The sequence below is a fragment of the Plectonema cf. radiosum LEGE 06105 genome (genome assembly GCF_015207665.1).
GTDB lineage: Bacteria > Cyanobacteriota > Cyanobacteriia > Cyanobacteriales > Nostocaceae > Rivularia > Rivularia radiosa_A.
Genome location: NZ_JADEWL010000002.1, coordinates 81,515 through 105,430 on the forward strand (window position 1 = coordinate 81,515; position 23,916 = coordinate 105,430).

General features: G+C 37.0%; 21 protein-coding genes. 12 read left to right on the plus strand and 9 right to left on the minus strand.

Annotation, left to right across the window (positions count from 1 at the left end; all coding sequences use genetic code 11):
* The first annotated feature begins 39 nt into the window (after window positions 1-39).
* The gene (locus tag IQ247_RS00915) at window positions 40-204 is read left to right on the plus strand and encodes a hypothetical protein (RefSeq protein ID WP_193915942.1); all 165 of its coding nucleotides are present in this window, start codon (window positions 40-42) and stop codon (window positions 202-204) included.
* Between the two features lie 227 nt (window positions 205-431).
* Window positions 432-947: a glycine-rich domain-containing protein gene (locus tag IQ247_RS00920; RefSeq protein WP_193915945.1), complete on the plus strand. Its 516-nt coding sequence runs from the start codon at window positions 432-434 to the stop codon at window positions 945-947.
* Between the two features lie 144 nt (window positions 948-1,091).
* On the opposite strand, the gene IQ247_RS00925 is transcribed toward IQ247_RS00920, so the two are convergent.
* The 4 genes from IQ247_RS00925 to IQ247_RS00940 form a co-directional block, all read right to left on the minus strand.
* A complete protein-coding gene (locus IQ247_RS00925; RefSeq protein WP_193915948.1) occupies window positions 1,092-1,673 on the minus strand; it encodes a hypothetical protein in 582 nt (193 codons plus the stop codon).
* Window positions 1,670-2,197, minus strand: a complete 528-nt coding sequence (locus tag IQ247_RS00930; protein WP_193915951.1) for a DUF4347 domain-containing protein — start codon at window positions 2,195-2,197, stop codon at window positions 1,670-1,672. Before IQ247_RS00930 ends, IQ247_RS00925 begins: the two co-directional genes overlap by 4 nt.
* Before the next feature lie 105 nt (window positions 2,198-2,302).
* Complete coding sequence (locus IQ247_RS00935; protein WP_193915954.1) at window positions 2,303-2,797, minus strand: DUF4347 domain-containing protein; 495 nt, start codon at window positions 2,795-2,797, stop codon at window positions 2,303-2,305.
* Window positions 2,798-3,331: 534 nt separating this feature from the next.
* Complete coding sequence (locus IQ247_RS00940) at window positions 3,332-5,722, minus strand: tetratricopeptide repeat protein (protein WP_193915956.1); 2,391 nt, start codon at window positions 5,720-5,722, stop codon at window positions 3,332-3,334.
* Between the two features lie 266 nt (window positions 5,723-5,988).
* Here IQ247_RS00940 and IQ247_RS00945 point away from each other — a divergent pair, with 266 nt between their 5' ends.
* Window positions 5,989-7,320, plus strand: a complete 1,332-nt coding sequence (locus IQ247_RS00945) for a serpin family protein (protein ID WP_193915958.1) — start codon at window positions 5,989-5,991, stop codon at window positions 7,318-7,320.
* A gap of 39 nt (window positions 7,321-7,359) precedes the next feature.
* Here the strand turns inward: IQ247_RS00945 and IQ247_RS00950 are convergent, their stop codons facing one another.
* Window positions 7,360-8,562, minus strand: a complete 1,203-nt coding sequence (locus IQ247_RS00950; protein WP_193915960.1) for an AI-2E family transporter — start codon at window positions 8,560-8,562, stop codon at window positions 7,360-7,362.
* A 107-nt stretch (window positions 8,563-8,669) separates the two neighbouring features.
* Here IQ247_RS00950 and IQ247_RS00955 point away from each other — a divergent pair, with 107 nt between their 5' ends.
* Together IQ247_RS00955 and IQ247_RS00960 are read left to right on the plus strand one after the other, a co-directional pair.
* A complete protein-coding gene (locus IQ247_RS00955; protein ID WP_193915962.1) occupies window positions 8,670-9,113 on the plus strand; it encodes a hypothetical protein in 444 nt (147 codons plus the stop codon).
* Window positions 9,114-9,427: 314 nt separating this feature from the next.
* On the plus strand, window positions 9,428-10,855 hold the full coding sequence (locus IQ247_RS00960) for an LCP family protein (RefSeq protein ID WP_193915964.1): 1,428 nt from the start codon (window positions 9,428-9,430) through the stop codon (window positions 10,853-10,855).
* A gap of 153 nt (window positions 10,856-11,008) precedes the next feature.
* Here IQ247_RS00960 and IQ247_RS00965 read toward each other — a convergent pair whose 3' ends face one another.
* Window positions 11,009-11,917, minus strand: a complete 909-nt coding sequence (locus tag IQ247_RS00965) for an alpha/beta fold hydrolase (RefSeq protein ID WP_193915966.1) — start codon at window positions 11,915-11,917, stop codon at window positions 11,009-11,011.
* Window positions 11,918-13,011: 1,094 nt separating this feature from the next.
* On the opposite strand from IQ247_RS00965, the gene IQ247_RS00970 reads away from it, so the two are divergent.
* The 4 genes from IQ247_RS00970 (at window position 13,012) to IQ247_RS00985 (ending at window position 16,658) form a co-directional block, all read left to right on the plus strand.
* Complete coding sequence (locus tag IQ247_RS00970) at window positions 13,012-13,566, plus strand: thioredoxin family protein (protein WP_193915969.1); 555 nt, start codon at window positions 13,012-13,014, stop codon at window positions 13,564-13,566.
* A 70-nt stretch (window positions 13,567-13,636) separates the two neighbouring features.
* Complete coding sequence (gene pyrH / locus IQ247_RS00975) at window positions 13,637-14,365, plus strand: UMP kinase (protein ID WP_193915971.1); 729 nt, start codon at window positions 13,637-13,639, stop codon at window positions 14,363-14,365.
* The gene (gene frr / locus IQ247_RS00980) at window positions 14,352-14,900 is read left to right on the plus strand and encodes a ribosome recycling factor (RefSeq protein WP_193915974.1); all 549 of its coding nucleotides are present in this window, start codon (window positions 14,352-14,354) and stop codon (window positions 14,898-14,900) included. Before pyrH ends, frr begins: the two co-directional genes overlap by 14 nt.
* A 645-nt stretch (window positions 14,901-15,545) precedes the next feature.
* Window positions 15,546-16,658, plus strand: coding sequence for a geranylgeranyl reductase family protein (locus IQ247_RS00985; RefSeq protein WP_193915977.1), 1,113 nt, complete (start codon window positions 15,546-15,548; stop codon window positions 16,656-16,658).
* Window positions 16,659-16,772: 114 nt separating this feature from the next.
* Here IQ247_RS00985 and IQ247_RS00990 read toward each other — a convergent pair whose 3' ends face one another.
* Both IQ247_RS00990 and IQ247_RS00995 read right to left on the minus strand, forming a co-directional pair.
* Window positions 16,773-17,591, minus strand: a complete 819-nt coding sequence (locus IQ247_RS00990; protein WP_322745364.1) for a CPBP family intramembrane glutamic endopeptidase — start codon at window positions 17,589-17,591, stop codon at window positions 16,773-16,775.
* Window positions 17,592-17,968: 377 nt separating this feature from the next.
* The gene (locus IQ247_RS00995; protein ID WP_193915983.1) at window positions 17,969-18,400 is read right to left on the minus strand and encodes an AbrB/MazE/SpoVT family DNA-binding domain-containing protein; all 432 of its coding nucleotides are present in this window, start codon (window positions 18,398-18,400) and stop codon (window positions 17,969-17,971) included.
* A gap of 1,467 nt (window positions 18,401-19,867) precedes the next feature.
* On the opposite strand from IQ247_RS00995, the gene IQ247_RS01000 reads away from it, so the two are divergent.
* From IQ247_RS01000 to IQ247_RS01010, 3 genes are all read left to right on the plus strand, one after another.
* Window positions 19,868-20,875 carry a succinate dehydrogenase/fumarate reductase iron-sulfur subunit gene (locus IQ247_RS01000; protein ID WP_193915986.1) on the plus strand — a complete coding sequence of 336 codons (1,008 nt, stop codon included), beginning with the start codon at window positions 19,868-19,870 and terminating at the stop codon, window positions 20,873-20,875.
* A gap of 546 nt (window positions 20,876-21,421) precedes the next feature.
* Window positions 21,422-22,378, plus strand: a complete 957-nt coding sequence (locus IQ247_RS01005) for an RNA polymerase sigma factor, RpoD/SigA family (RefSeq protein WP_193915989.1) — start codon at window positions 21,422-21,424, stop codon at window positions 22,376-22,378.
* 331 nt (window positions 22,379-22,709) lie between these two features.
* Complete coding sequence (locus IQ247_RS01010; RefSeq protein WP_193915992.1) at window positions 22,710-23,066, plus strand: DUF760 domain-containing protein; 357 nt, start codon at window positions 22,710-22,712, stop codon at window positions 23,064-23,066.
* Between the two features lie 124 nt (window positions 23,067-23,190).
* Here IQ247_RS01010 and IQ247_RS01015 read toward each other — a convergent pair whose 3' ends face one another.
* The gene (locus IQ247_RS01015; protein ID WP_193915995.1) at window positions 23,191-23,610 is read right to left on the minus strand and encodes a universal stress protein; all 420 of its coding nucleotides are present in this window, start codon (window positions 23,608-23,610) and stop codon (window positions 23,191-23,193) included.
* Window positions 23,611-23,916: the final 306 nt, after the last annotated feature.

The window sequence follows — 23,916 nt, forward strand, 5'->3', positions numbered from 1 at the left end:
CAGTTATCAGTTAACAATAAACTTTTGGTGTTACTAAGTATGTATCCTAAAAAAAACACGACTTCTGTGATGATCGCGTATATGTCGGGTTTTTATCAGCATGAAAGTGGTGTTACGGATGTTTATCCTAAAAACCCGACTTCTGCAAATAGTCAAATCAATTTAACATTTATTAACATTCTGCCCAAGTCAGAAGAAATTTAAGCAGGGTTGTGTTATATCTCAACTTGAAACTCTGTGCAATCTGTAATATCTAAACTTTTATAATCACTTCCTGCTTCTTCACAGAAACTTAATACTAAAATAAAATAAGTATAAAGTAACACTTTGAATTCTAAAAAACCCGGATAAGGAATTCATTCCAATGGAATCTTATGTGTGGAATTTAATTCGCTCCTCCTTCACTCAATTATTTTATCCGGAGTGACGAAATGTTATTCGCTAAATCTAATATATCTACTGATGTTCAGACGTTCATCGAAAAATTAGCACGACTTGATCTCGGACCAATTGCCTATAGACTTATGTATTGTAACGAAGACAAATGGAATATTCAACAAACAAACCAAGCGATTTTACAATATCTAATGTTTTTGTTGTTGATTTATCTTTACCCTAACGGTGAACTTGTACCGAATGAAGAAATTGACCGGGTATGGCATTACCACATTCTTGATACTATCAAATACGCTGAAGATTGCGAAATGCTATTTGGTCGATTTATCCATCATTTTCCTTACTTTGGCAAGCGGGGGAAAACGGATCAAGATAATCTACAAAAAACTTTCGAGCAAACCCAAGTACTTTTTCAAGAACACTTTGGAATCAACATGGAAATCACAAACAAAAAGAGCATTGCATCTGATTGTCAACCTATTGGTAAGATAACACAACTTGTTCGACCGCGTGTAGATATCGGTGAAATTTTTACTGCCGGGTATCGATAGAGCGATATTTGATTTTTGAAAACCTGTAAGTATATTTTGTGTTCCCTATCTCGACTAGTTATAATTGCTGCAACAACCGCAGTTCAAACTGTTATTTTGAAACTACGGTCAGGTTAAATAAAAATTAAACCGGACTCCTGTAAACTAGCGGAAATTACCGTTAATTATCATGGAAGGGTCAAAATTTTGCCAACTTGCTTTTAGCGAACCGTTATCTAGATACGCCTTCAAAGTTAAACTGTCTCCATTGGAATCTAAACTACTCGAAGCATTCAAGGTAAAATCAATGTTACTGTAAGCGTGGATGGTTTGATCGGGAATCATATTTTTGATAGTCGGAGCGTGTTTAATACCATTGATAATAACAGTTACAATGGTCATAGTTTGAGAATCGTTCCAACCATACCAATGATGATTTTTTGCAACCCATTCTAATGTTAAGGTGCTTGCCGAATGAGGTATTTTTTGAAGTAGCGCTTCTTTAAGAATCGGATTTCCATCAATTTTGATATTGGAATAAATGTTACATTGTTTATCCCAAGAATCGATAACCGCAAGCAAAAAATCTATTTCTATACTTTCATGAGCGGGAAGTCCAGCGAAAGTAATTACTTTTGTATATTCTGTTTCTTTTGTTAGTTGTGTTTGAGTTGTAAGGCTGAACAATTTATCACCTTTAAAGATTAAGTAAGGAATAGGGAACAACAATAATGGACGAATAATCAATCTTGAAGTACTTTAATATTGGTTTGCCAAGTTGAAGGTAATATTGTCAAATTGGAGTTGATTTCTCCGAGAAAATAGTTCAACTGCAAGCAAACTCCTTTAGCTGTATCATCTACTTTCCATATAGACGCACCAATATTAGCTCCTGTTAATAAATGCAAACGCCGAATAAACTCGTTTCCTGTATTTCCAGCCGCAACATTGCATCCGTAAAGCAACAAATTGGGTACAGACCAAGTTTTCAATTGAGAAGCATAATGTTTGAGATTAAATAAGTTAAAATTACTCTTTCCTAAATATAAGCAACCAGGAGAACCGTTAGAAATAATATGAAGACTTTTGAGACGGTTACATTTATTTAAAGTTTGAGTAATTTGTTCAACTTCATGATAATTGGATCGAATAAGAATTATCTGTGAACAAGGTAATAAAGCTTGAACTAAACTCTGAAAGTCTTCCACAGCATCGTCAATAAAAACTAAAGTACGGACGGTGTTAAAGCTGACTTTCTGCTCATTATACATAAAATATTGTTGAGAGTTACTGTTTAAATTTAAAAATCATCTGATTCACAATTTCTGATTATTGAGTTGAAAATACTGTTTTCTGCAACTAAAAAATCTAGATGATTATCTATATTTTAATACTGCTAATTCTGGTTGGATTGATGTATATTCATTGGTAGTCCAAATCCCAACTCCTACTTTTGTATTTGTTCCTTGCGTGCTGGCCAAAGTAGAGATTTTTGCGCCGGTTGTTTTGTACAAACGTAAAATAAACTTTTTGCCAATCTCCTCAGCACCTAGGTTAGATCCGTATAAGAAAATGTTCTTAACTGACCACTTTTTTAATTGATAAGCATAATAATTAAAGTTATGGACAGATAAACTACTATTACCTAAATACAAACAACCCGGTGAACCTTGGGAAATAATATGAATATCCCCAAGTGGAAAGTTTTTCTGCACTGCATAAGTAATTTGGTCAATTTCTTGCTTATCCGGTCTTAATATTATCACCTCCGCTTGAGGCATTATATCTTGTGATATACGCTCTTCTAATATATGAAAATCTTTAATAGATGGGTCTATAACAACTAAAGTAGGAACTCTATTATCACTCATTGTTTGATAGTTATGCTCTGATAAAGTTTCGGAGTCTTCCTAATGGAATGGTATTAATTACCGCAGTTTTATTGCAGAAATTTATATCAAAAAATATACTTCCGCAAATAGCATTGACTAGAGAATATGTGAGTCAAAGCAAATACTTTGAATGATAAAAAAATAGATGCATAGCCCCGATATTTTAAGTCGCTGTAAGTGCATTTTTATGTATGACCCTGATGATTCAAGTTGTTATAAGTGTGAGAAAAGATGCATGACCCTGATGCCAAATACCTCTATCAGTGTATTCCAACTGTGTATACCTTGAATAAGGAAAACTGCTTTATAGGCAGAAAGCAGATTACACGCTCATATTGTTAAGCAGTATTTCCTATTTGTCAGCAGGGAAAAGTTAAGTAAAAGGTAGTTATTGTAGTAATAAATATACTGAAAAACTAGCTTCTATTTTACTTTAGCGAAAAGAAAAAATATTGAGGTTAAAGGTTGAAGGTCAAAGGTTGAAGGTTAATTCTTACTATCAACTATCAACTATCATTCAATAGCTTGTAGTAATTCTTGAGCTTCTGTTAATTCCCTTTGCATACCTAGAGTTTCAAAATCTTTTATCGCTTCATTTGCCCAACGTTTGGCTATATTTGAATTACCAAGTTTTTCTTCTAAACGAGCTAAAGAACGCTTTGTATATGCTCTACTACATTTATCTTGATTGTTTTCTGCTATTTGTAAAAGTTCTGTTAAATAATTTTGCGCTTGATTTAATTTTCCCTGTTTGATTGCAATATCTGCTAAAAAATCTTTAGCAAGAAAACTCGCACGTTTCCAATTAATTAACTGAGCTTGCTCGAATATTTGTTTAAATAATGCTTTACTTGCTTGATAATTTCCAGTTTTATAATTAATCTCGCCTTGATAATACAAAATATGTAGGGATAAGCCTGTCGCACTCAAGGGATTAATCTGAGAATTATTTGAATTATCTAATAAATTTTGAGCTTCATTTAACCAATCTATTGCTCTAACAAATTGCTGCTTTTGAATATGCCATACACCAATATGAATCGCTAAATCAACTTGCATATCCAATGTTAAATGCTCGTGCAATTCCCAAGCTTGAATGAATAAATTATCAGCTACATTTAAATGCTCTTCTTGCCCCATCAAGGTAAGCTTCCAAGCGCGATCGCCAAGCATTTCAGCGGCGATCGCCAAGTCTTGACGAGAAATAGCTGCTTGAGCGAGCCATTCCAACCATAATAGCGGTCCTTCCCAATCAGTTAAACGATTTTGCCGGTAAGCGAGGGAATATGTATAGCATTTCACATTCCGCCAAAGTTGACACAAATCGCTGTAACGGTCATGTTTAATACACCATTCAATTATTTCTGTCAAGTTATCCCATTCTTGGTGCAAATGTTGATAATCTTGCCATTCTCGCCAATCTTTAGCTCCGTGTTGTTGAGCAAACTCTAAATACCAGTTTACCCAACGCTCGCGAGCATTCTTTTCAAACTCAGGATTGCAAAACATTTCTCCGCTCGCGTATTCGCGAGTTAAAGGTAACATCCCGTAACGTTCTTGACGATAATTAATCAAGGAAAGTTGTTGCAATTTAGCTAAACCATCTGCGGCTTTCAAGGTATTATCTACCCCAGCAACTATTCGTAATGCTGACGTTATTGGTGGTTTAGCAAATAGTGACAATGCCATTAAAAAGTAGTAAGCCGGTTGTCCCTTCAATGGCTGCACGGAACTGTCGAAATAAAATCGGCAGAAATCTCCTCGATCGGGTATCAAACAAGAAGTAACATTATCGAAGCTGTAACCAGCATTTAACTGTCCAATGGCGTAGATGATTGCGGCGGGAATTCCCCCTGTGGTTTGATATAGCTGGACATATTGCTTTAAACTCAAGTCTACTTGTTTCTCGGCTGCTTTTTGTTGAATTAATATTAAAGCTTCGGTTTGAGTCAAAGATGATAAACGAACTGCATTGAAAGGGGTTTTTTCTCGACTAGTAATTAAAGCTTTTACTGTTGGTGGAAGTTCGTATAAAAAGCTTAGTACTTGTTGTTGTTCTTCTAAAGTATCTAAGTTATCAATAATTAGTAAAGTCCTCATATTTGCCAAGCATTTGTAGATTTGCTCGTAGGCTTGTTCAAAACTTGCGGGAGGAGAATGATCAAAGTTAATTGTGCGGATTATACTTGTAAAAATATCCCTTAAAGTTTTTTCTCTTCTTAAGCGCGGTAAAATTCCTCTAGAGGTGAAAAATTCAGTTTTTGCAGAAGTAAAAACGATTAATTCAAAAGTTGGAATATCTTCTGTTAAGGACTTTTCTAAATCAATATCTTTACTAGCTTGCAAACAACGGTAAGCAATATCCAAAGCTAAAGTAGTTTTTCCCACACCTCCGATTCCTTCGATGTTTACACAAGGAGTTAAACTTTCAAAAGAAAGTAGTTCTAAGAGTCTTTTCGCTTCAGCTTTCCGACCGATTAATTTTGTATAATCTCGTGATGGTAGATTGTGATATACGGGTTGAGGTATTTCTGGAAACTTCAGGTTGTTAACAAAAGTTTCTTTTGCGATTAATTCCTTAGCAATTATTTTTCCTTTTTCTGCCTGATAAACCTGCTGTTCAAGAATTGCTTTAAAATTAGTTTTGTTAATTTTTTTTTCTAAAGCTTGCGACAACCGTTTCCACAGTTTTGGCCCAACGTCATTTTTGATATATTCCTCCGTATAACCACCTTCCGCAGCAATTTGGTTGTATTTTTGACCTTTCCAGGAACCACCTAAAACTAAAACCTCTATATTAGAAAGATGCTTGCCTGTTTTAGCCATAAACAGGCTGGACACAAGCATTAAAACTTCTTGAAAGGAAATATTGTTACTTGGAGAGCTATGATTTTTATCGCTCATTGCACCACAAAATTAAAGGAGTAGGTTAATAAAATAGTTTACATAATATTTGTTTACTATTAATTGCCTGTATCTATAGGATATTATATGATATGATTGTCAAGTCTGTAATCTAGATAACTTTTATTATTTTATAGATTTAAGTTGCAAAAATTGAATAAATAATTGAGAAGAATATTCTGTTGCCAAAACTGTAACCACCCAAGTATTCTCCAATTTTAGATGTCATAGTCAGAGTAAATTGGGATGGTGAGAATTGTAGTCATATGAAGCGAAAATTAAGCAACGCTCAGCAAAACTTTTTACAAAGACGTTACGCGGTGAGTTTAGGAAGACGTTATGTTCTAGCTGCTGCGGGCGTAATGCTTATGGGTGTGATTGGATGCTCTCAATTAAATAATACTAGTAACAGCGCTCTTGCTGAATCACCTTTACCGCAATCGGAATTACCAGTGTCAGATAAAGCTGCATCGCTGGAGACAAAATTAGTGTCCGCGAATACTAAATTTGGCTTCAATTTATTTGAGCAATTGTTAGTTAAAGATAATCACAAAAATATATTTGTTTCACCTTCAAGCATAGCTCTTGCTCTAGCCATGACTTACAACGGGGCTAGTGGTAGTACTCAACAAGCAATGGCTAAAGCACTAGAATTGCAAGGAATAAATCTTCAACAGATAAATTCCGATTATGTACAATTAAAAGCTAGTTTAGAAAACCCCGACCCCCAAGTAACATTAAATATAGCTAATTCATTATGGGTGGATAAAAATGCTAGCTTGAGACCAGATTTTATTCAGAGAAATCAAGATTTTTATCAAGCTAAGGTGACAAATTTAGATTTTGGGGATACACAAGCACCTAATACAATTAACAATTGGGTTCAAGAAAATACCCAAGGTAAAATCGAAAAAATTGTCGATAAAATCGACCCAAATCAAGTCCTATTTTTGCTGAATGCAATTTACTTTAAAGGTAGTTGGACAAAGGAATTTAAATCAGAAAAAACAGCCGAATTTCCGTTTTATCTCTCGTCAGGAGAGGAGAAAAAACATCCGATGATGTCGCAATCGGGTGATTATAGATATTACGAAAACGAACAATTTCAAGCCGTGAGTTTACCTTATGGTGAAAATGGTAGAATCAGCTTTTACATATTTTTACCCAAAGAAAATTCTAGTTTGAATTCTTTTTACCAAAACTTGAATGCAGAAAATTGGCAAAAATGGATATCTCAGTTTGGTAAGCGAGAAGGATTTGTGCGTTTACCCCGCTTTAAAATGGACTATGAAGCGACATTAAATGATGCACTTTCGGCTTTAGGAATGGCAGAAGCATTTAGCGATGGTGCTAATTTTTCTTCCATGGGAAATAACCTTAAAATTACCGAAGTTAAGCATAAAACTTTTTTAGAAGTGAATGAAGAAGGAACCGTTGCGGCTGCAACAACCTCAGTGGGAATTGCATTGTTGTCAGCCCAACTACCTACAGAACAACCATTTGAGATGATTGTTAACCGTCCCTTTTTCTGTGCTATTCGAGATAATCAAACCCAAAGCGTCTTATTTATGGGTTCAATTGTAGAACCACTTACTTAATTAGTTAAAAAGCTAAAAAATCAACAATTCATATTTTAATTAAGCAGTGGGAGGAGATGTTTTTGGTGCAGCTACATCAATGGAAGGGACGCTAATTTCCGAATTAGTGTCCTCTGTTTGTTCTGTTTTTTTGTAATGACAATCTTCATTTTTTTCTACAGTAAAATCATCGCGATCGCTCTTAGTAATGGAAGGACGTACAGCATTTAAAGCCGTTTTAATTACAACAGCACTGGGAACCGCTACAACTACACCTAAAAGCCCACCAATTCTAGCTCCCGTCAGTACAGAAATTAACACCCAAGCGGGATTTAAGCCTGTAAAACTACCTAGAATCCGTGGAGCAATGATATTTTCCAGTATTTGTTGAACGATTACAGCAGCCAATAATGCTCTCATTCCAATCCAGAAATCTTGCAGTGCGACCAAAGATGTGGTCAGAGCAATCCCTACAGAGCCACCAAAGGGAATTAACGCCATAATCCCGATAGTCAAGCCAAAAAGCAAACCAAAAGGTACTTTCAGCCATAAAAACGTCGGAATTAAAGCTGATGCCATACAAACGGATAAAATTATTTGAGTGATAAAGAAATTTTGAAAGCTAAGACGTACTGTTTCCGAAAACGGTTTACTAAATCGATCCGGAAGCCAGCCAATCAAGCTTTGCCAAAGTTCTGCTCCATGTTGTAGCAAATAAAACGTTAAAACCATAGTCAAGACAATATCAAGCAAGCTCGTTACCGTGACCACCGCTAAATTCAAAACCTGCCCGGCTATAGCTTGTAATTGTCCTTTAACACGGTCATTAATCTGGACTACTAAAGCATCCAGATTGATTGGTAAACCTAAATTATCAGCTTTTTCGTTGAGCATCATTAGCTGATAACGTCCCGAATCAATCAATTCCGGTAAACGAGCTACCAATTGCTGAGCTTGAGTAAGCGCTAAAGGTACAAGTGTGACACCTAATGCCAATAAAATCGATAAACTCAGTAAAAATACTAAAATTGCAATAGGTTCACGTTTTAGACCTTGACGCTCCATCCAGGTTACGGGATAGTTGAGCAGAAACGCTAATACCGAAGCTCCGGCTAAAATCACTATCAACGAGTGGAAGTAATCAAAAATTACTGAAAACGCCCAGCCATTAATTACTAACAGTGGAGCAAAAACGGCGATCGCGCCGATTCGCGCTATTGGTGTTAAGCTTTGCCACCAGTTAAGGAGCTTAAGTTTATGCATAAAAAAAGCCGATTGCCGTTAACTAATTAAGTCTTCGATTGTAAGCTTATTATCCCCGACTACAGACCAATCATTCATCCTCCTAGTTTAGGATTTTACTCAGACTAATGAAGCATTTTAAATCTATTTCTAATTCCAGTATTTCTGATTCAAGCAAACTAAAAACAGAAGATATTTCTCTAATGGGAATGCTGATATACCTAATTCCGGTGATTGGTTTTTTTCCTTCCCTATGGACGCTTTATCGAGGTGAAGCAAGCCGAGAACAATTAAGAACTTGCCGTTTGTCAATTACATTAGCATTAACTTGGATAATCGGGTACATACTTTTAGGAACTGGAGCTTCAAGTTCGGATTTTTTTGCTTTGCGTTTGTATATTCTTAACAGCTTTGTGACCAGCAGTTATTTTGTGGTCAGCGTATGGTTAATTATTCGCACAGTCCAAGGTAAGTCTCAAAGATTACCGGCATTTAGCCAGTTTGCGGAAAAATTCTTAGTACGTGAACGACTACTTAAGAAGACGCAAGGCAGAAAGGGCAAAAGCTTATAATAAAAGCAATTTAGCTGATGCAATCAATGTCTAGATATTTATATTTCTTGAAATAAAAACATTTGTTGTCAAGCCGTCTTGCACTAGGATTATCAATGACTTTACAGCCAAATTTAGTATCAAGTTGCCATACTTCTATTAAACATCTCCGGATTAACTAAAAAAATAGGAGAAATACTGCTATAAGTGTTGTGGTTGACACGAAAGTTGTGTCGTTAGCACTGATAATTAAGAGTTAGCTATTATGGGTTGATTCGTCCGATACGAATGCAAAACAGAAATTTGAATTTTTATCAATAAGTGTGAGGAAGTCAGTGACCATTCAAAGAACTTCGGCGCAAGACAGCCATTCTGCGTCCCCTCCCAACTCAAATGACAAAAAAGAAAATAAACCTAAATCGGGAAAGTGGTTGTGGTTCTGGGTTGGGATGAGTGGTATTGCGATGATATCGGCTACGGCAGGAGCGCTTTTAGCAGTTTCCTTGAGCGGTAGTCCTTTCATGCAAGCCAATCTTAGCCCCGATGAAGCCGCTGTATTCGAGAAAGATAGTATTGCTGGGGGTGGACTACGGTTTTCCGAATTAACTCGTCCGGTAAATGTTTTAATTATGGGAATGAGCGTACTTCCCGACGATGTAGAAAATCCTCCATCTGAAGTTAGAGATTTAGGATACTTACCTCAAGTAAATTCTTTTAATGGTCTTGCTGATGTGATGCTGCTGGTCAAATTCGATCCTCAGACCAAAAAGTTGACCATGCTTTCCATACCCAGAGATACTCGTACTGAAGTAGAAGGATATGGGATAAAAAAAATCAATTCCTCTAACGCTTTGGGTGGTCCAGCTTTAAGTGCTAAAAGCGCGAGTAACCTTTTAGGAGGAGTTGCAATCGACCGCTACGTAAGGATTAATGTTCTGGGAGTAGGTAAGCTAATCGATGCTTTGGGAGGAGTAACGGTAAACGTTCCCGAAGATTTAAAGTATCAAGATGATTCTCAGCATTTATACATCAATTTAAAAGCAGGTAAACAGCATTTAGATGGTGACAAAGCGCTCCAGCTTTTACGCTTTCGTAATGATGGTAGGGGAGATATTGGTCGGATTCAACGTCAGCAAGTGCTGCTGCGAGCATTAATGGATGAAGCCCTCAACCCTGCAACGTTAACGCAATTACCTCAAATTCTTAACGTAGTCAAAGAAAATATTGATACTAACTTGAAAGTAGAAGAATTGTTAGCGCTGGTTGGTTTTGGAGTCAGAACCAATCGTTCTAATATGCAAATGTTAATGGTACCCGGTCGATTTAGCAGTCCTAGCGAGTATACTGCTAGCTACTGGATACCAGACCCTGAGCGTATAAGTGCTATGATGGCTCAGCACTTTGGTATAGAAACTGATAATCAATTTCAATCTGCTGAACCAGCATCTTTACGAATTGCGATTCAAAATCGTACTGGCAGCGATAATATTCGTTTCCAACGCTTGACTAGAAAATTACAAAAAGCTGGTTATACTAACACTTACGTCACAAAAAGCTGGACTCAACCTTTACAATCAACCCACATTGTTGCTCAACAGGGAGACGAAACCAGCGCTGAATCAATTCGTAGTCTCCTAGGATTTGGAGAAGTGCGAGTCGAAAGTACTGGTAGTCTTGATTCCGATATTACGATTCAGTTGGGTGAAGATTGGTTGAAAGAATCGGATGCTCCGGAATCTTCTAATGATATACCATTGTTATAAGTCGCTAAATAAATGGCAACTGGCAGAACAGATACTTCAAGTTATTATCTCTGCAATAATCAGGCCATTCTAGTTGTTCAATAATTAAAAATGATCTGTTTTTACTTCCGTCAAACTCTAGTTTGACGGAGAGCATTCAAAAAACATGATGATTCAATTCGACTGTGACGAAAATTCTAAAATCCAATCCTCTAAAATCGGATTTACTAATTCTGGAGCTTCATCCTGGGGACAATGACCTACCCCTTCTAAAGGGATAAACTTGGTTACTTGGGGAAACTCAGCCAGCTTTCTACCTAACTCTATTGGTTCCCAAGGATCTGCTGTCCCCCATAAAATAATCGCCGGACAAGGTAGGATTGGTAACAAGTCTTCTGCTAGGGGACCCCTTGAATAAGCAGTAAACGCTAAAAATACGGCTGCTGCACCTGGATCTTTGGCTGGAGCCATTAAAATATCGACTAATTCGTCAGTAACAGCTAAACCCAAAGGATAAGCTTGCAGCAGAATCGAACGCACGGTTTTGGGTTTAGCAATTTGATTAAAAAAGAATTCGCCAATAGGCTTGACAGAAAGTATTCTTTGCAGTATTGGCGCTCCCATACGCCGATAATAAGGCAACTCTGCTTGTTTACGTTCGTGCAAAAGTCGTAGAGAACAGTTAAGCAACGCTATACCCAATGCAATTTCTGGGTTATCGACTGCGGCTTGCATTGCGACTATACAACCGATGGAATTTCCTACCAAAAAAGCAGATTCACCCACAACTTGACGGCAAAAATCAGCTATCAACTGTCCCCAAGTTTCAAATGTATAAGCAATTTCTTCATTGGGTTTGGGTTTGGCTGAAGCCCCAAAACCAATCAAATCAACAGCATAAACACGACAATTTTCTGCTAACACAGGGATATTTTTTCGCCAATGTCCCCAAGAAGCCCCAAAGCCATGTATCAAAACAACGGCAGAGCCGGTAGTTCCCTGAGTTTGATAGCAAATGGGAAAACCTTGCCACATCCAGGTTTGTGTTGAACTAGATACCAGGGTAGAAATAGAAGTATTCATGGAATTTTATATGTAAAAATAAAAGTAAAAGCAAAATAATATTACATTTGAGGTTTTAATCCTCTAACCCCCAGGAATTTAGGGGAGTTTGTCGATTGCCTAAATATTTAGTCAGAGTCTGTGATATAGGAGGGAGCAGAGAACAGGGAACGGTTTTGAAAGTCTTCGAGGGTAAGAATTTTACGATTTTTCTTGCCCTAAACTACCCGGCTACCGCTATATCAAGCAGCTACTGCAAACTTTGTTTCTAAAAGCAAGTCTAGAAACATCTTTTGTGCTTGTAAACCGAAATAATTAACTGATAATTCCGATTCTAGGGATTCTAGTATTTTTACATTTAATGCTGTAAGGGGATAAACTTCGGTTAAGAAAATTTATTTACCAAGGCAAGGCGCAAAAAACACAAAAGTAGACAGCTAAATATGACTTATTTTGCCGGATGTTTGTATTGTGGCTCAGACAGCGAGCTTGAGCGAGATGCTCATACTACCATCCATCATTTATATTTTGCCAGACTACTAGAAGCTTGTCTTGGATATCAAAAATCTAGTTGAGATTTTGTTAATACATAGAAGGGAATAGCTGTATAACTGAGCAGTAAATATAAATATATAAATATTTTTGCTTGGCTACTTATTGGATGTCTTACCTCTAAATTATTTTCAGTATTTTTTCTGATGTCAATTCAAGTATTTGTAAGATAGCTAATCAATTAATCAATCACGGTTAATTTCAAATAAATGGTTTCTAAACACAATAAATAGCTCAATATTTAATGTATTAAATAGCAAAATACGGCTGAAAAACTGCTTTGTAGATGGATTATATTGATTATGGCAATTTTAAACTGCTTAGAAGAAAAAATCTCATCTTAGTTAATGAATATAAAAAAATCTCAAAATTACTAAAAATAATGCAAGACGATATTTCCAGATTTATTCAGTAGTTTTACAATTTACGACAATTAACGGTGAACTATAGAATTATTGCATATCAGTTAAGCATCTACACAAAGGGTGGCTTGAAATTGGACGCGGCAAGCCCACATGAAAAATGTGTTTTGCTGTTCCCAGTTCCTTCCAGCAACCAAAAATATGAGTGTACTAGAGACAATGGATACCCCCGTAGGAAAATACGCACCTGATTTTGAACTGCCAGGAATTGATAATCAAGTACACCATCTAAGACGTTATTTAGAAAGATTCCGTGCAGTTGGCGTAATTTCGATGTGCAACCGCTGCCCCTATGTAGAGTTCTATATAGACAAACTCAAACAACTACAGGCAGAATTTGGTCCACAAGGCTTTACGCTGATTGGAGTCAATGGCAACATTGCCCAAAATGACCCCAAGGAAAGCTTTGACAACATGAAAGCTTTTGCAAGACTTAATCAATTAAATTTCCCTTATTTATGGGATTCAACTCAAGACGTAACTCGTAGCTTTGGTGCCACTAACACACCAATGGCATTTTTAATTGACCAAGATGGTATTGTGCGTTACAAAGGTCAAGTGGACAGTACCGCTCAGCAACCAGGTTCAGCAGAAAAAGCTTATCTAAAGAATGCAGTTGTTGCTTTATTAAAACAACAAGAAATCCGTGTCGCCGAGACAGAAGCTCTAGGTAGTAGTTTGGTATGGCGAAACTAGAGACAGATAGTCATTCTACTGATATCTTAAATGGTACGGCAAATACAAATTTTGGATAAAGCTTAACTTCATGGGAACAGGTTACCGACGGGTTTTACTGAAACTGAGCGGTGAAGCCTTAATGGGCAGTATGGGCTACGGAATTGACCCCGAGGTGGTTAATTCCATAGCTTCAGAAGTAAAAGAGGTTGTAGCCACTGGCGTTCAGCTTGCCATAGTCGTAGGAGGCGGAAATATATTTCGCGGGATGAAAGCTGCTTCGGCGGGTATGGATAGGGCCACCGCTGACTATATCGGCATGATTGCAACAGTGATGAATGCCATGACTTTGCAAGAATCCCTCGAACGAATAGGTGTACAGACGCGCCTACAAACCGCGATCGCTATGCAAGAAGTAGCCGAACCATATATACGTCGTAAAGCCATCCGTCATTTAGAATTAGGACGGGTGGTGATTTTTGGCGCGGGTTCTGGTAATCCCTTCTTTACAACTGATACGACAGCTGCTTTAAGAGCAGCTGAAATCGATGCGGAAGTGATTTTTAAAGCGACTAAAGTAGATGGAGTATACGATTGCGATCCACATACTAACAGCAACGCCAAGCGTTACAAATCACTAACATACGCACACGTTTTAAATAATGAATTGCGAGTAATGGATAGTACTGCGATCGCCTTATGTAAAGAAAACAATATCCCTATTCTTGTCTTTGACTTGAATACGCGGGGTAATATCCACCGCGCAGTTATGGGAGAATCTATTGGCACCATTGTGGGAGGTTCTTGTGAAATTAGCTGATGCTGAGAGTACAATGCAAAAGACCGTTGAAGCTACTCAACGTTCTTTTAATACGATTCGCACTGGTCGGGCTAATTCAAGTCTACTAGATAAGGTTATGGTTGAATATTATGGTGTAGATACAGCTTTAAAGTCTTTAGCGAATATCAGTACACCTGATGCTACTACCATCACAATCCAGCCCTATGATCAAAGCAGCTTGAATTCAATCGCAAAAGCGATTTCTCTTTCCGATGTGGGTTTAACTCCTAATAACGATGGTTCTACCATTAGGCTGAATATTCCGCCTTTGACTACCGAACGTCGTAAAGAATTTGTCAAACTCGCTTCTAAGTATGCCGAAGAAGGGCGCGTTGCTATTCGCAATATTCGCCGAGATGCTTTAGATTCGATTCGCAAGCAGGAAAAGAATGCTGAAATTTCTGAAGATGAATCGCGAGATTTGCAGGACGAAGTGCAAAAGTTGACAAATAAGTACACAGCAAAAATAGACGATTTGTTTGCAGATAAAGAAAAAGAAATCACAACTGTTTAAGATTGTGAATTGAAACGCCGCAGAGTTGGAAGTTTTTAACCATATAGTTATGAGTTAACTTCTAGCTCTGGGCTTTTTATTGGAAATATCGAATCTAACAAACTCAAAAGATTGTTTTTTCTCACACCGCGATGGCGAATACTAAGTAATTTTCTCAAACAGATATGGCAGTATTCATCTCAAATTTACTCAAACTTAATCAAATACCTGGAATATTTTACAAAAAGTTTTTAATTAATTTCCTCGGTTAATTGTAATTTATTAGCGGTTATGCAAGCTCTAAGTATTAAAATCGATAATTACAGAATTCGGGTTTTTATGAGGATTTTCTGATATTACGGATATTTATATCGTAAAAACCCAACTTCTTACCCCACGAAAAATTCAGGTGAAAATATAATGTAAAGTCAAATACATATAAGTAAATTAAAATGATGCAAGCAAAATTATGGAATTTAAAAATTTATCCTTAATAGTTATATTTACGGATGAACATAGTTAGTTAAGAATAAATATTCAGATAAATAGAAATAAGATAACTGTAAGTAAAATTTTTACGAACTAAGTCGTAAAATCGGTAACAGTTTAGTTTGATAAGCCCGTCACTCTTATACACGATATATTGAGGAGCAAAAGTTTAATTATATGTACGATTGCATCATCGTCGGCGCAGGTCCTGCTGGTGGCACAGCTGCATACCATTTAGCAAAACAAGGACGTTCGGTACTTGTATTGGAAAAGGAATCCCTACCGAGGTATAAACCCTGCGGTGGTGGAGTCTCCCCTGCGATCGCTTCATGGTTTGACTTCGATTTTAGTCCTGTAATTTCTCTCAAGGTAGACACCATCCGGTTTACCTGGAAAAAAGGAGACCCTGTAGAAAGCAAAATCCAAACCATTGAACCAGTATGGATGGTACAGCGAGATGTTTTTGACCATTTCCTAGTGCAGCAAGCGCAGAATCTTGGTGCGGAACTCAAAGACGGTACTGAAGTAAAATCAATTGAGTTCAAAAGCGACTTTTGGCAAGTAAATACAGCAAATGGTACATTTTCGGCACGCTACCTGATTGCAGCAGACGGTGCAGCCGGACCAATGTCAAAATGGCTCGGTTTCAAAGAACCCAAGCGCCGTTTAGCAGCAGCTTTGGAAGCACCTGCTACATCTGGACAAGAGAAGTCTAAGATTCAGTTTGAATTCGGCACAATTAAAAACGGCTACATTTGGAGCTTCCCAAAAGCAGATGGTCTTTCTATTGGGGCTGCAAGTTTCCTTGGTGGAGAACCTGATAATTTCACGAAAATTTTTCAGGATTGCAGTTCGATGTTGGGGGTGGATGTGAATGCTTGCAAAGAGTACAGTCACCCTTTGTGTTTGTGGAATGGAAATAAAACACTCCACACCCAAAACGCTGTCTTAGCTGGAGAAGCAGCTTGTGTAGTTGACCCCATGACAGCAGAAGGGATTCGTCCCTCAATTTTTAGTGGAATGAAAGCCGCTGAAGCTGTCAATAAAGCTTTGGGTGGCGATATTAACGCCCTAGAGCAATATACTGAAGTCATGACCGAAGAATGGGGCGCTGATATGGCTTGGGCGCAAAAGCTTGCAGGCGCATTCTATCGTTTCCCTGGTGTTGGTTACAAAGCGGGTGTAAAACGTCCTACTGGTAGCCAAATTATGGGTCAAATTCTCTGCGGACAATTACGTTATGGTGACGTTGTAGGCCGCGCTCTCAAGCGTTTGGTTCCCTTCGGATAATTGGCATGAGAGAAGTCGGGTTTTTATCAGGTTTGTGTGAGATTACGATATTGATCATAAAAACCCGACTTCTTTACAAATCTGGGATGAGAAGTCGGGTTTTTTGCCTAAGTCTTAACTAAATTTATTCATTAAAAAATATAAAGCTGCTGTGGCGATCGCCATACAAAATATTCCCGCAACACCTGCTAGCGGTTTTTGATTTTTACCTGTAATCCACTCAGATGTTTTACCAGTGTAATTAATTAAACCAAGGGTATCAATAGTTGCTATTGACCACACCCAACCCGCATGCAGTCCCCAAGCTAAACCCAGACTGCCATTATCGGCAAATCTTGCTAAGACTAAGACCATTCCCATTAACCACAGTCCCGGTAGTTGGGGAGTTGTTTCGCGTTGCTCCCAAACTAAATGTAGCAATGCAAAAATTAAGCTGGAAATTACTGCTGCGGTTAAAACGGAATAATCTTGTTCGAGTTGACTGAACAGAAAACCTCGAAATACCAGTTCTTCAATTCCACCCACTAATAGCCCTACCAACATAATCGAAAATAATGTGGATGGTACGGATTTTAGATTTGATTGTTCTAAGCTGCATAAACCTAAAGACAACTGACAACCAAATACAAAAGCTAAACTTACCACTGCTAAGCTAAAACCTGAAAATAGTGAATATAAAATTGACAAATTTCCGTTCCAACCATAACTTGAAAAAGATTTATCAGTAAGCCAACTAGTCAACAGTAGGACAAAGGGAACTAGTAAATAAAGAGAAACTAATAAAGGAATTTTTTGTTCGGGTTGCAAAGGTTGCTGCGGTTTCCAATCCAGTACTTTTGTCAAAATCAATCCAATCGGTAACCAACATCCTATCCAAATAAGAAAAAAAGCCACTACCACAACTAAAGAAGGCGCATCTTTCCACTGGGACACGAAGTTGTTGGTTAATGGCTCAAATAAGGCTATCAAAATAAACGAAAGAAACACAACGGACTAATCTAATCGCTTTCAAGATGTTTTTTATTCCTGAATAAAAAAGAAAAAGTGGCTGAAAATATCGAGTGTTTAGAAAAGAGAAGCATTAATTGCATCAATACTTCTCTACTGAGTGCTTTACGACTCGCAATTGAATCGCTTTACCTTTCTTTACTCAATTTTATGCCAAAAAAATTTCCGAGTAATCTAGTCGTTTAGGCACATTTAGCTTGATAAAAACTAATTAAAAATTTGCCAAAACAACTCATTTTCTACGATTGCACGGACAAGTTATCAAAAATTGTCTTCAAACTTATCCTCAACATAAGAAAAATTTACTCTTCTTCTTCTTCTTCTTCTTCTTCTTCTTCAACAGAATCTTCGTCAACTTCTTTGTTATCGCTGTCAACTTGAATTAAGTGAATATGTTTGTATCCCAACTTAATTTCAAACTCATCACCGGATTTTAAACCCATTGCTTTGGTATATGTAGCACCAATCACAATTTGACCGTTTTGATGAACGCTAACTCTATAAGTCGGTTCGCGACCTCGACCATCTTTTGGTGTTTCCGGACTCAAGGGAATTCCCCTAGCCGATAACAACGCGTCGTAAAAATCTGTGAGGTTAACTCTTACCTGACCATTCTTAGTAGTAGTGTAATAACCGCACTGCTTTGCTCTTTCTCGTCTTGGTAAAGTAGACAATTCTTTGACTTTTGCAAGCAGTGTTTTTCCTGTTAATGGCGCTGTTGCTGTTTCACTCATTACACTCAAATTTTCCTTAATCTGTGCTTTCGCGATCAATAATGCGGTTTTATGCCTGAACTAAAGGCAATTTTTAAACATCCGAACATCAAGCTTCTTCGGACTTTCAACTGAACTTCAATTCCTGCTTATATAATTCCCTGAGTCAATTTTTGTGGTATTCCACAATATTTTACTCATAAATTACGGTCTTTACGGGAATTAATTTTGGCTATTTTACACAGTTTTAGCCGATGTTTACAATCAGGGATGAAAAATTTTTCTCTCACCAACTTTAAACCAAGCTAATTAACTGTAATTTGCTTTGACAAAACACACAAGTCTACTACTACAAAAAGTTGCAAACTCAAAAATGTAGCAGGCATTTTATTTTCAGCCAAAGTCTTTTAAACCTGAAGAGTTGTAGGATTTTCCCTAACATTACTCTGTGGCTCTAGACTGCATAGTATTAGCTAAGGGATTACAAGCATATACCCTTGAAGACAGCCAATAGAGACAAAAAAAATTATGTCTCTAGATTACGAAGAAACAAAGCTATAGTTACCGCGCTTGTGCGGCAATTTATTATGGTTTTGTTACCTCGTAATTTTATATTAAATACTAACATGGACTAATAATAGCAAAATAATTGTTTAAGTTTTAATTATTTTTGCTGTTATGCTTTTATCTATTGTTCTGTCCTTAAGGGGCTAACTGTTGCTCCAATAATTTTCTCAAAATTCATTTAAGTTTGAGAAGCTGTTTAAAGGTTTCATAGTTACATATCCCACTTTCACCGAATATTCCTTTATCGGTAACACTGGCTAATATACAAAGCGCATGACAAGCAAATCCAATATCAGATATATTAATCAATTGCTTCAAGTCTTCTATATAATCTTGAAATCGATTGGGGTATAAGTAAAATCAAGATTTCTGCCAATTCAACCGTTAAGAATGGTGCGATTGTCCGATAATAAAGCAGTTATCGCCAATTGGTATCTTTCAAGAAATCTTATTTGTGCTATTCAGGTTTTGTGAAGAATGCTCTTGAAATCAGGGCTGACTCGCAGAAACTCTCTGTTAAAGTTTGTCTAAAAGTAAACTTATATTAATGGATCTGGTTGATAATTTTTTTGCTATGGTTGTCAGAGTTGGAAGGGGTTGGGCGTTTTGTGAGAGAATTTTTATTAAGATTCTCTTTTATAATTAGTCATTGTTAAACAGCTATTTAAACTTGGTCAACAAGGAGATATAAAAATTCGATTTGATTCCTGTTAGCCCTACGGGTGGCAAGGTCATAATTACTTAATAAGGGTGAGATAATAGGGAACAGGGAACAGGGAACATCAAAAAGTCCTACTTTGCATCCCGAATTTTCCTAAAACTCACATATTACTCTTATAAATCCTCCTTGTTATAAAGTGCTGTATTCACAACAATTTTCTTTAATGGGCAAGAACAGTTAAAGTCGGAACACGAGGTAAAATGCAAGTTAATTTTCAAGTTATTCGGCAAAATCAAAATACATCTCCTACTGTACAAACTTACCTTTTGGATGTAGAAGAGGGCAATACAATCCTTGATTGTCTCAATCGGATCAAATGGGAGCAAGATGGGACTTTAGCATTTCGTAAAAATTGCCGCAATACAATTTGCGGTAGTTGTGCTATGAGGATTAATGGACGTTCCGCTTTAGCTTGTAAGGAAAATATTGGCAGCGAAATAGCTAGATTTGCTTCACTTGTATCCTCGGTAAATCAAGCAAATTCTATCCCTGAAATCGCGATCGCGCCATTGGGTAATATGCCTGTACTAAAAGATTTAATTGTTGATATGAAAGGTTTTTGGAACAGCTTAGAAACTGTTTCTCCTTACGTCAGCACTGCTGCAAGAAAAGTACCACTACGAGAGTTTTTACAAACACCAGAAGAAAGACAACAGTTAGAGGAAACTGGTAACTGTATCATGTGCGGTGCTTGTTATTCCGAGTGCAATGCATTGGAGGTAAATCCAGATTTTGTCGGGCCTCATGCCCTTGCGAAAGCTTATCGAATGGTGGAAGACAAGCGCGACAATGAAAAGCAAAGTCGTCTAGAACAATATAACGAAGGAACAAAAGGAGTTTGGGGTTGTACTCGTTGCTATTACTGCAATAGCGTTTGTCCGATGGGTGTCGCACCTTTAGATCAAATTAGTAAAATTAAGCAATCTCTTTTGGAAACCAAACAAGCAAGCGATAGTCGTTCAATTCGCCACCGCAAGGTATTGATAGAGTTGGTAAAAGAAGGTGGTTGGATTGATGAGAGACAATTTGGTTTACAGGTTATCGGGAATTACTTTAAAGATATTAAAGGTTTGCTAAGTATTGCTCCTCTAGGTTTGAAAATGATGGCTAGAGGTAAATTTCCTTTGACTTTTGAACCTTCCCAAGGAACTATGCAGGTGCGTTCTTTGATAGAAGCGGTGGAACGAGAAAAGGTTAATAAAGATTAAGATTTTGATACTTCTTCGCTTATGACGGGAGCAAGCTAAACCTATGTGCCACTTTTCCCATGGGAGTTTTTAATGTATGAGTAACAAAAAACTAATAGTTACAATTTATATGCCGATTTTTTTACTTAGTTTTAATAAAATTAACAAAAAAATGAATTGAATCAAAATTTTTCACATATTCTTTAGGAAAATTTTAAGTTTATGTACCAATCGGACAGGCGACAATGAAGAAAAGCATCTAATGGTAGTCAATCAGTTCTCATAAAGGTTACAATTGTTTACAATCTCAAAAAATCAGAAATGTTGAATTAATTACTTTTTATCTAACTCTAGGTACTTGTAAAGCATGGTTAAAATCTGCAAATATTAGCAATTAATAATCATAAATATAAAAGTACTCTTGTATGCAAAATTTCTAGAGTGCCAGATTTGCACTTTGAACTACCTGGGTTTTCTACTTTTTGTGAGATGTACCCGGTCTAGGAATTTATTTAATTGTGAACTTATCGCCAAAATTCATTTTCACCACCCTTTATGCCTAGTGCTATGAAGACCGCTCAGACACCTAAAGACCTCGTGCGGACTTATCTGCGTGAAATTGGTCGCGTACCACTTTTAACTCACGAGGAAGAAATACTTTACGGCAAGCAGGTACATAATGCCACAGTCTTGCAATCGGTAAGAGAATCTCTTGCTGTGGAATTAAAACGTCAACCGAGCTTAGAAGAATGGGCCTCATGTGCCAAGTTAAAGCCATCTGAATTAGAAGAAACAATAGAAAAAGGCGAAATAGCTAAACGCAAAATGGTAGAAGCCAATTTGCGGCTTGTGGTTTCGGTGGCTAAAAAATATATAAAACGTAATGTTGATTTACTTGACTTGATTCAGGAAGGTAGTATAGGAATGCAACGGGGTGTGGAAAAGTTTGACCCGACAAAAGGTTATAGATTTTCTACTTATGCTTATTGGTGGATTCGTCAAGCAATTACCCGCGCAATTGCCGAAAAAGGTCGTACTATTCGTCTGCCCATTCATATTACCGAAAAGTTAAATAAAATTAAGAAAGCACAGCGTCAACTATCTCAAAAATTAGGACGTGCTGCGACAGTTTCTGAATTGGCACAAGAGTTGGAGTTAACTCCCAAGCAGGTACGAGAGTATTTAGAAAAGGCAAGGGTTCCTTTATCTTTGGATTTGCGTTTGGGAGATAATTACGATACAGAGTTAGGAGAAATGTTAGAAGACCCAAATGCTTCTCCAGAAGATTTTGTGATGCAATCTTCATTATCCTACGAATTAGAGTGCTTAATTTCAGAACTTACTCCCCAGCAGCAACAGGTTATTACCTTGCGGTTTGGTTTAAATGATGGAAAAGCAATGACACTTGTGAAAATAGGTGAACAGCTTAATATTAGTCGCGAACGAGTACGGCAAATTGAGCGAGAAGCTCTAAATAAACTTCGCAAGTCGAAAGGTGATATGGATGAATATTTGGCTAGTTAAAAATATTAATAGTTATACTTGGTATAAGTAGCTAATTTATGACTATTTGAAAAGGGGAAAATGTGGGGGAACTGATCAAACAGACCCACTAGTTTCCTCTTGATTTTTTGATCACCTTTAAACTTTAACTTCCTGTATTTATCTATTGGGTGAGAAAATACCCGCTCTTGGTACGGTTACAACGACTTTCATCCCATAACATATTCGTTACATTAATACCACGCAGAAAAATTCCAAGTATTCTAAGTTTCAAAAGCTACGCAGCATCTCAAGCAAAAGTTATTTATTATACTAGTGGTAATAAAAATATTAAAATATAAGGAGAAAAAGCATGAGTAACCCATCCAATAATAGAGTTTCCGAGTTTTTTAATAGCGAATCCCAGACTTCTAATTCATTGTGGCAGTATGTTAGCTCTTTAAGTCCTGAAACAATTACCCAATTATCCAAACCTTCTTCTTCTGAAGTTTTTGGGGTAATAGAGCGCAATATTATCGGACTTTTGGGAAGTTTACCCTCAGAACCCTTTCATGTCAATATTACGACTAACCGCGAAAATTTAGGTAAGCTTTTAGCATCAGCAATGATTAGTGGTTATTTCTTACGCAATGCAGAACAAAGGATGAACTTTGAAATTGCCTTGCAAGATAGTGAAGTTAATGAACAAACTAATCGCGATCGCGATTAGTATTTGATTAGTATTTAAAAGTGAATGTTGTGAATGCACAATTATTAGGTAAAGCTTGTGTACAGAGGGCGCGCCATATTTCACAAAAACGTTACTATATAAAGAGCGAATTTTTCCTTGCTTATTAAGGTTTGACGATCAAAACCGAGCAATGAGCATCTTCTGTCACTTGAGAGCTAACGGAACCTTGAACAATTCGCTTCATTCCCGTCAATCCACGACTGCCAATTACAATTAGATCGGCTTGATAAATATTCGCAAGGCGAGTGATTTCTTCTGCTGGGTCACCCATTACCAATTCTAAATCACTTTTAACAGGTAATTGCTGCTGATAGGATTCTAGTTGTTTTTCTATCTGTAAATAAGAAATTTCAGATATATTTTGAGGATGGTCTGCGGCTAACTGCATTTCTGATTGGGGTGGAGGAAAGACATGACATAAAACGACTTTACTCTCTTTTTCCATTACCAATTGCCCTAAAAACTCAATTATTCGTTCGGTCATTTCCGAACCATCCAAAGCTGCCACAATTGTTTTTAGCACTGATGAGTATCTCCCGCAAATAAGCCCCTAACAAAATGAACAGTTAGAAATCTAGGGCTACGTAAACCCTTTATGCTTATTTATTTATTATTTACTTATAATTAATTAATTAAAATTAATAATAAATAAACATTTTTAGATTTCTAACCTTTAGATTTTAGTTTGACCTGCTAAATTAACTTTTATCAAAATTAGCAGAAAAAATTAATAATTAGCTAATCAGAAACAGCAGATTGTGAGACAAGGTAACAAAAGGACTATGGTATTAGGAAACAGAGAAGCAACAGAAAGAATTTAAGAGTTATG

Bases quoted from the DNA above. Each gene is read 5' to 3' on its own strand.
- IQ247_RS00915 (WP_193915942.1), top strand. From the start codon at position 40: ATGTATCCTAAAAAAAACACGACTTCTGTGATGATCGCGTATATGTCG.
- IQ247_RS00920 (WP_193915945.1), top strand. From the start codon at position 432: ATGTTATTCGCTAAATCTAATATATCTACTGATGTTCAGACGTTCATC.
- IQ247_RS00930 (WP_193915951.1), bottom strand. From the start codon at position 2,197: ATGTATAATGAGCAGAAAGTCAGCTTTAACACCGTCCGTACTTTAGTT.
- IQ247_RS00935 (WP_193915954.1), bottom strand. From the start codon at position 2,797: ATGAGTGATAATAGAGTTCCTACTTTAGTTGTTATAGACCCATCTATT.
- IQ247_RS00940 (WP_193915956.1), bottom strand. From the start codon at position 5,722: ATGAGCGATAAAAATCATAGCTCTCCAAGTAACAATATTTCCTTTCAA.
- IQ247_RS00945 (WP_193915958.1), top strand. From the start codon at position 5,989: ATGAAGCGAAAATTAAGCAACGCTCAGCAAAACTTTTTACAAAGACGT.
- IQ247_RS00950 (WP_193915960.1), bottom strand. From the start codon at position 8,562: ATGCATAAACTTAAGCTCCTTAACTGGTGGCAAAGCTTAACACCAATA.
- IQ247_RS00955 (WP_193915962.1), top strand. From the start codon at position 8,670: ATGAAGCATTTTAAATCTATTTCTAATTCCAGTATTTCTGATTCAAGC.
- IQ247_RS00965 (WP_193915966.1), bottom strand. From the start codon at position 11,917: ATGAATACTTCTATTTCTACCCTGGTATCTAGTTCAACACAAACCTGG.
- IQ247_RS00970 (WP_193915969.1), top strand. From the start codon at position 13,012: ATGAGTGTACTAGAGACAATGGATACCCCCGTAGGAAAATACGCACCT.
- pyrH (WP_193915971.1), top strand. From the start codon at position 13,637: ATGGGAACAGGTTACCGACGGGTTTTACTGAAACTGAGCGGTGAAGCC.
- IQ247_RS00985 (WP_193915977.1), top strand. From the start codon at position 15,546: ATGTACGATTGCATCATCGTCGGCGCAGGTCCTGCTGGTGGCACAGCT.
- IQ247_RS00995 (WP_193915983.1), bottom strand. From the start codon at position 18,400: ATGAGTGAAACAGCAACAGCGCCATTAACAGGAAAAACACTGCTTGCA.
- IQ247_RS01000 (WP_193915986.1), top strand. From the start codon at position 19,868: ATGCAAGTTAATTTTCAAGTTATTCGGCAAAATCAAAATACATCTCCT.
- IQ247_RS01005 (WP_193915989.1), top strand. From the start codon at position 21,422: ATGAAGACCGCTCAGACACCTAAAGACCTCGTGCGGACTTATCTGCGT.
- IQ247_RS01010 (WP_193915992.1), top strand. From the start codon at position 22,710: ATGAGTAACCCATCCAATAATAGAGTTTCCGAGTTTTTTAATAGCGAA.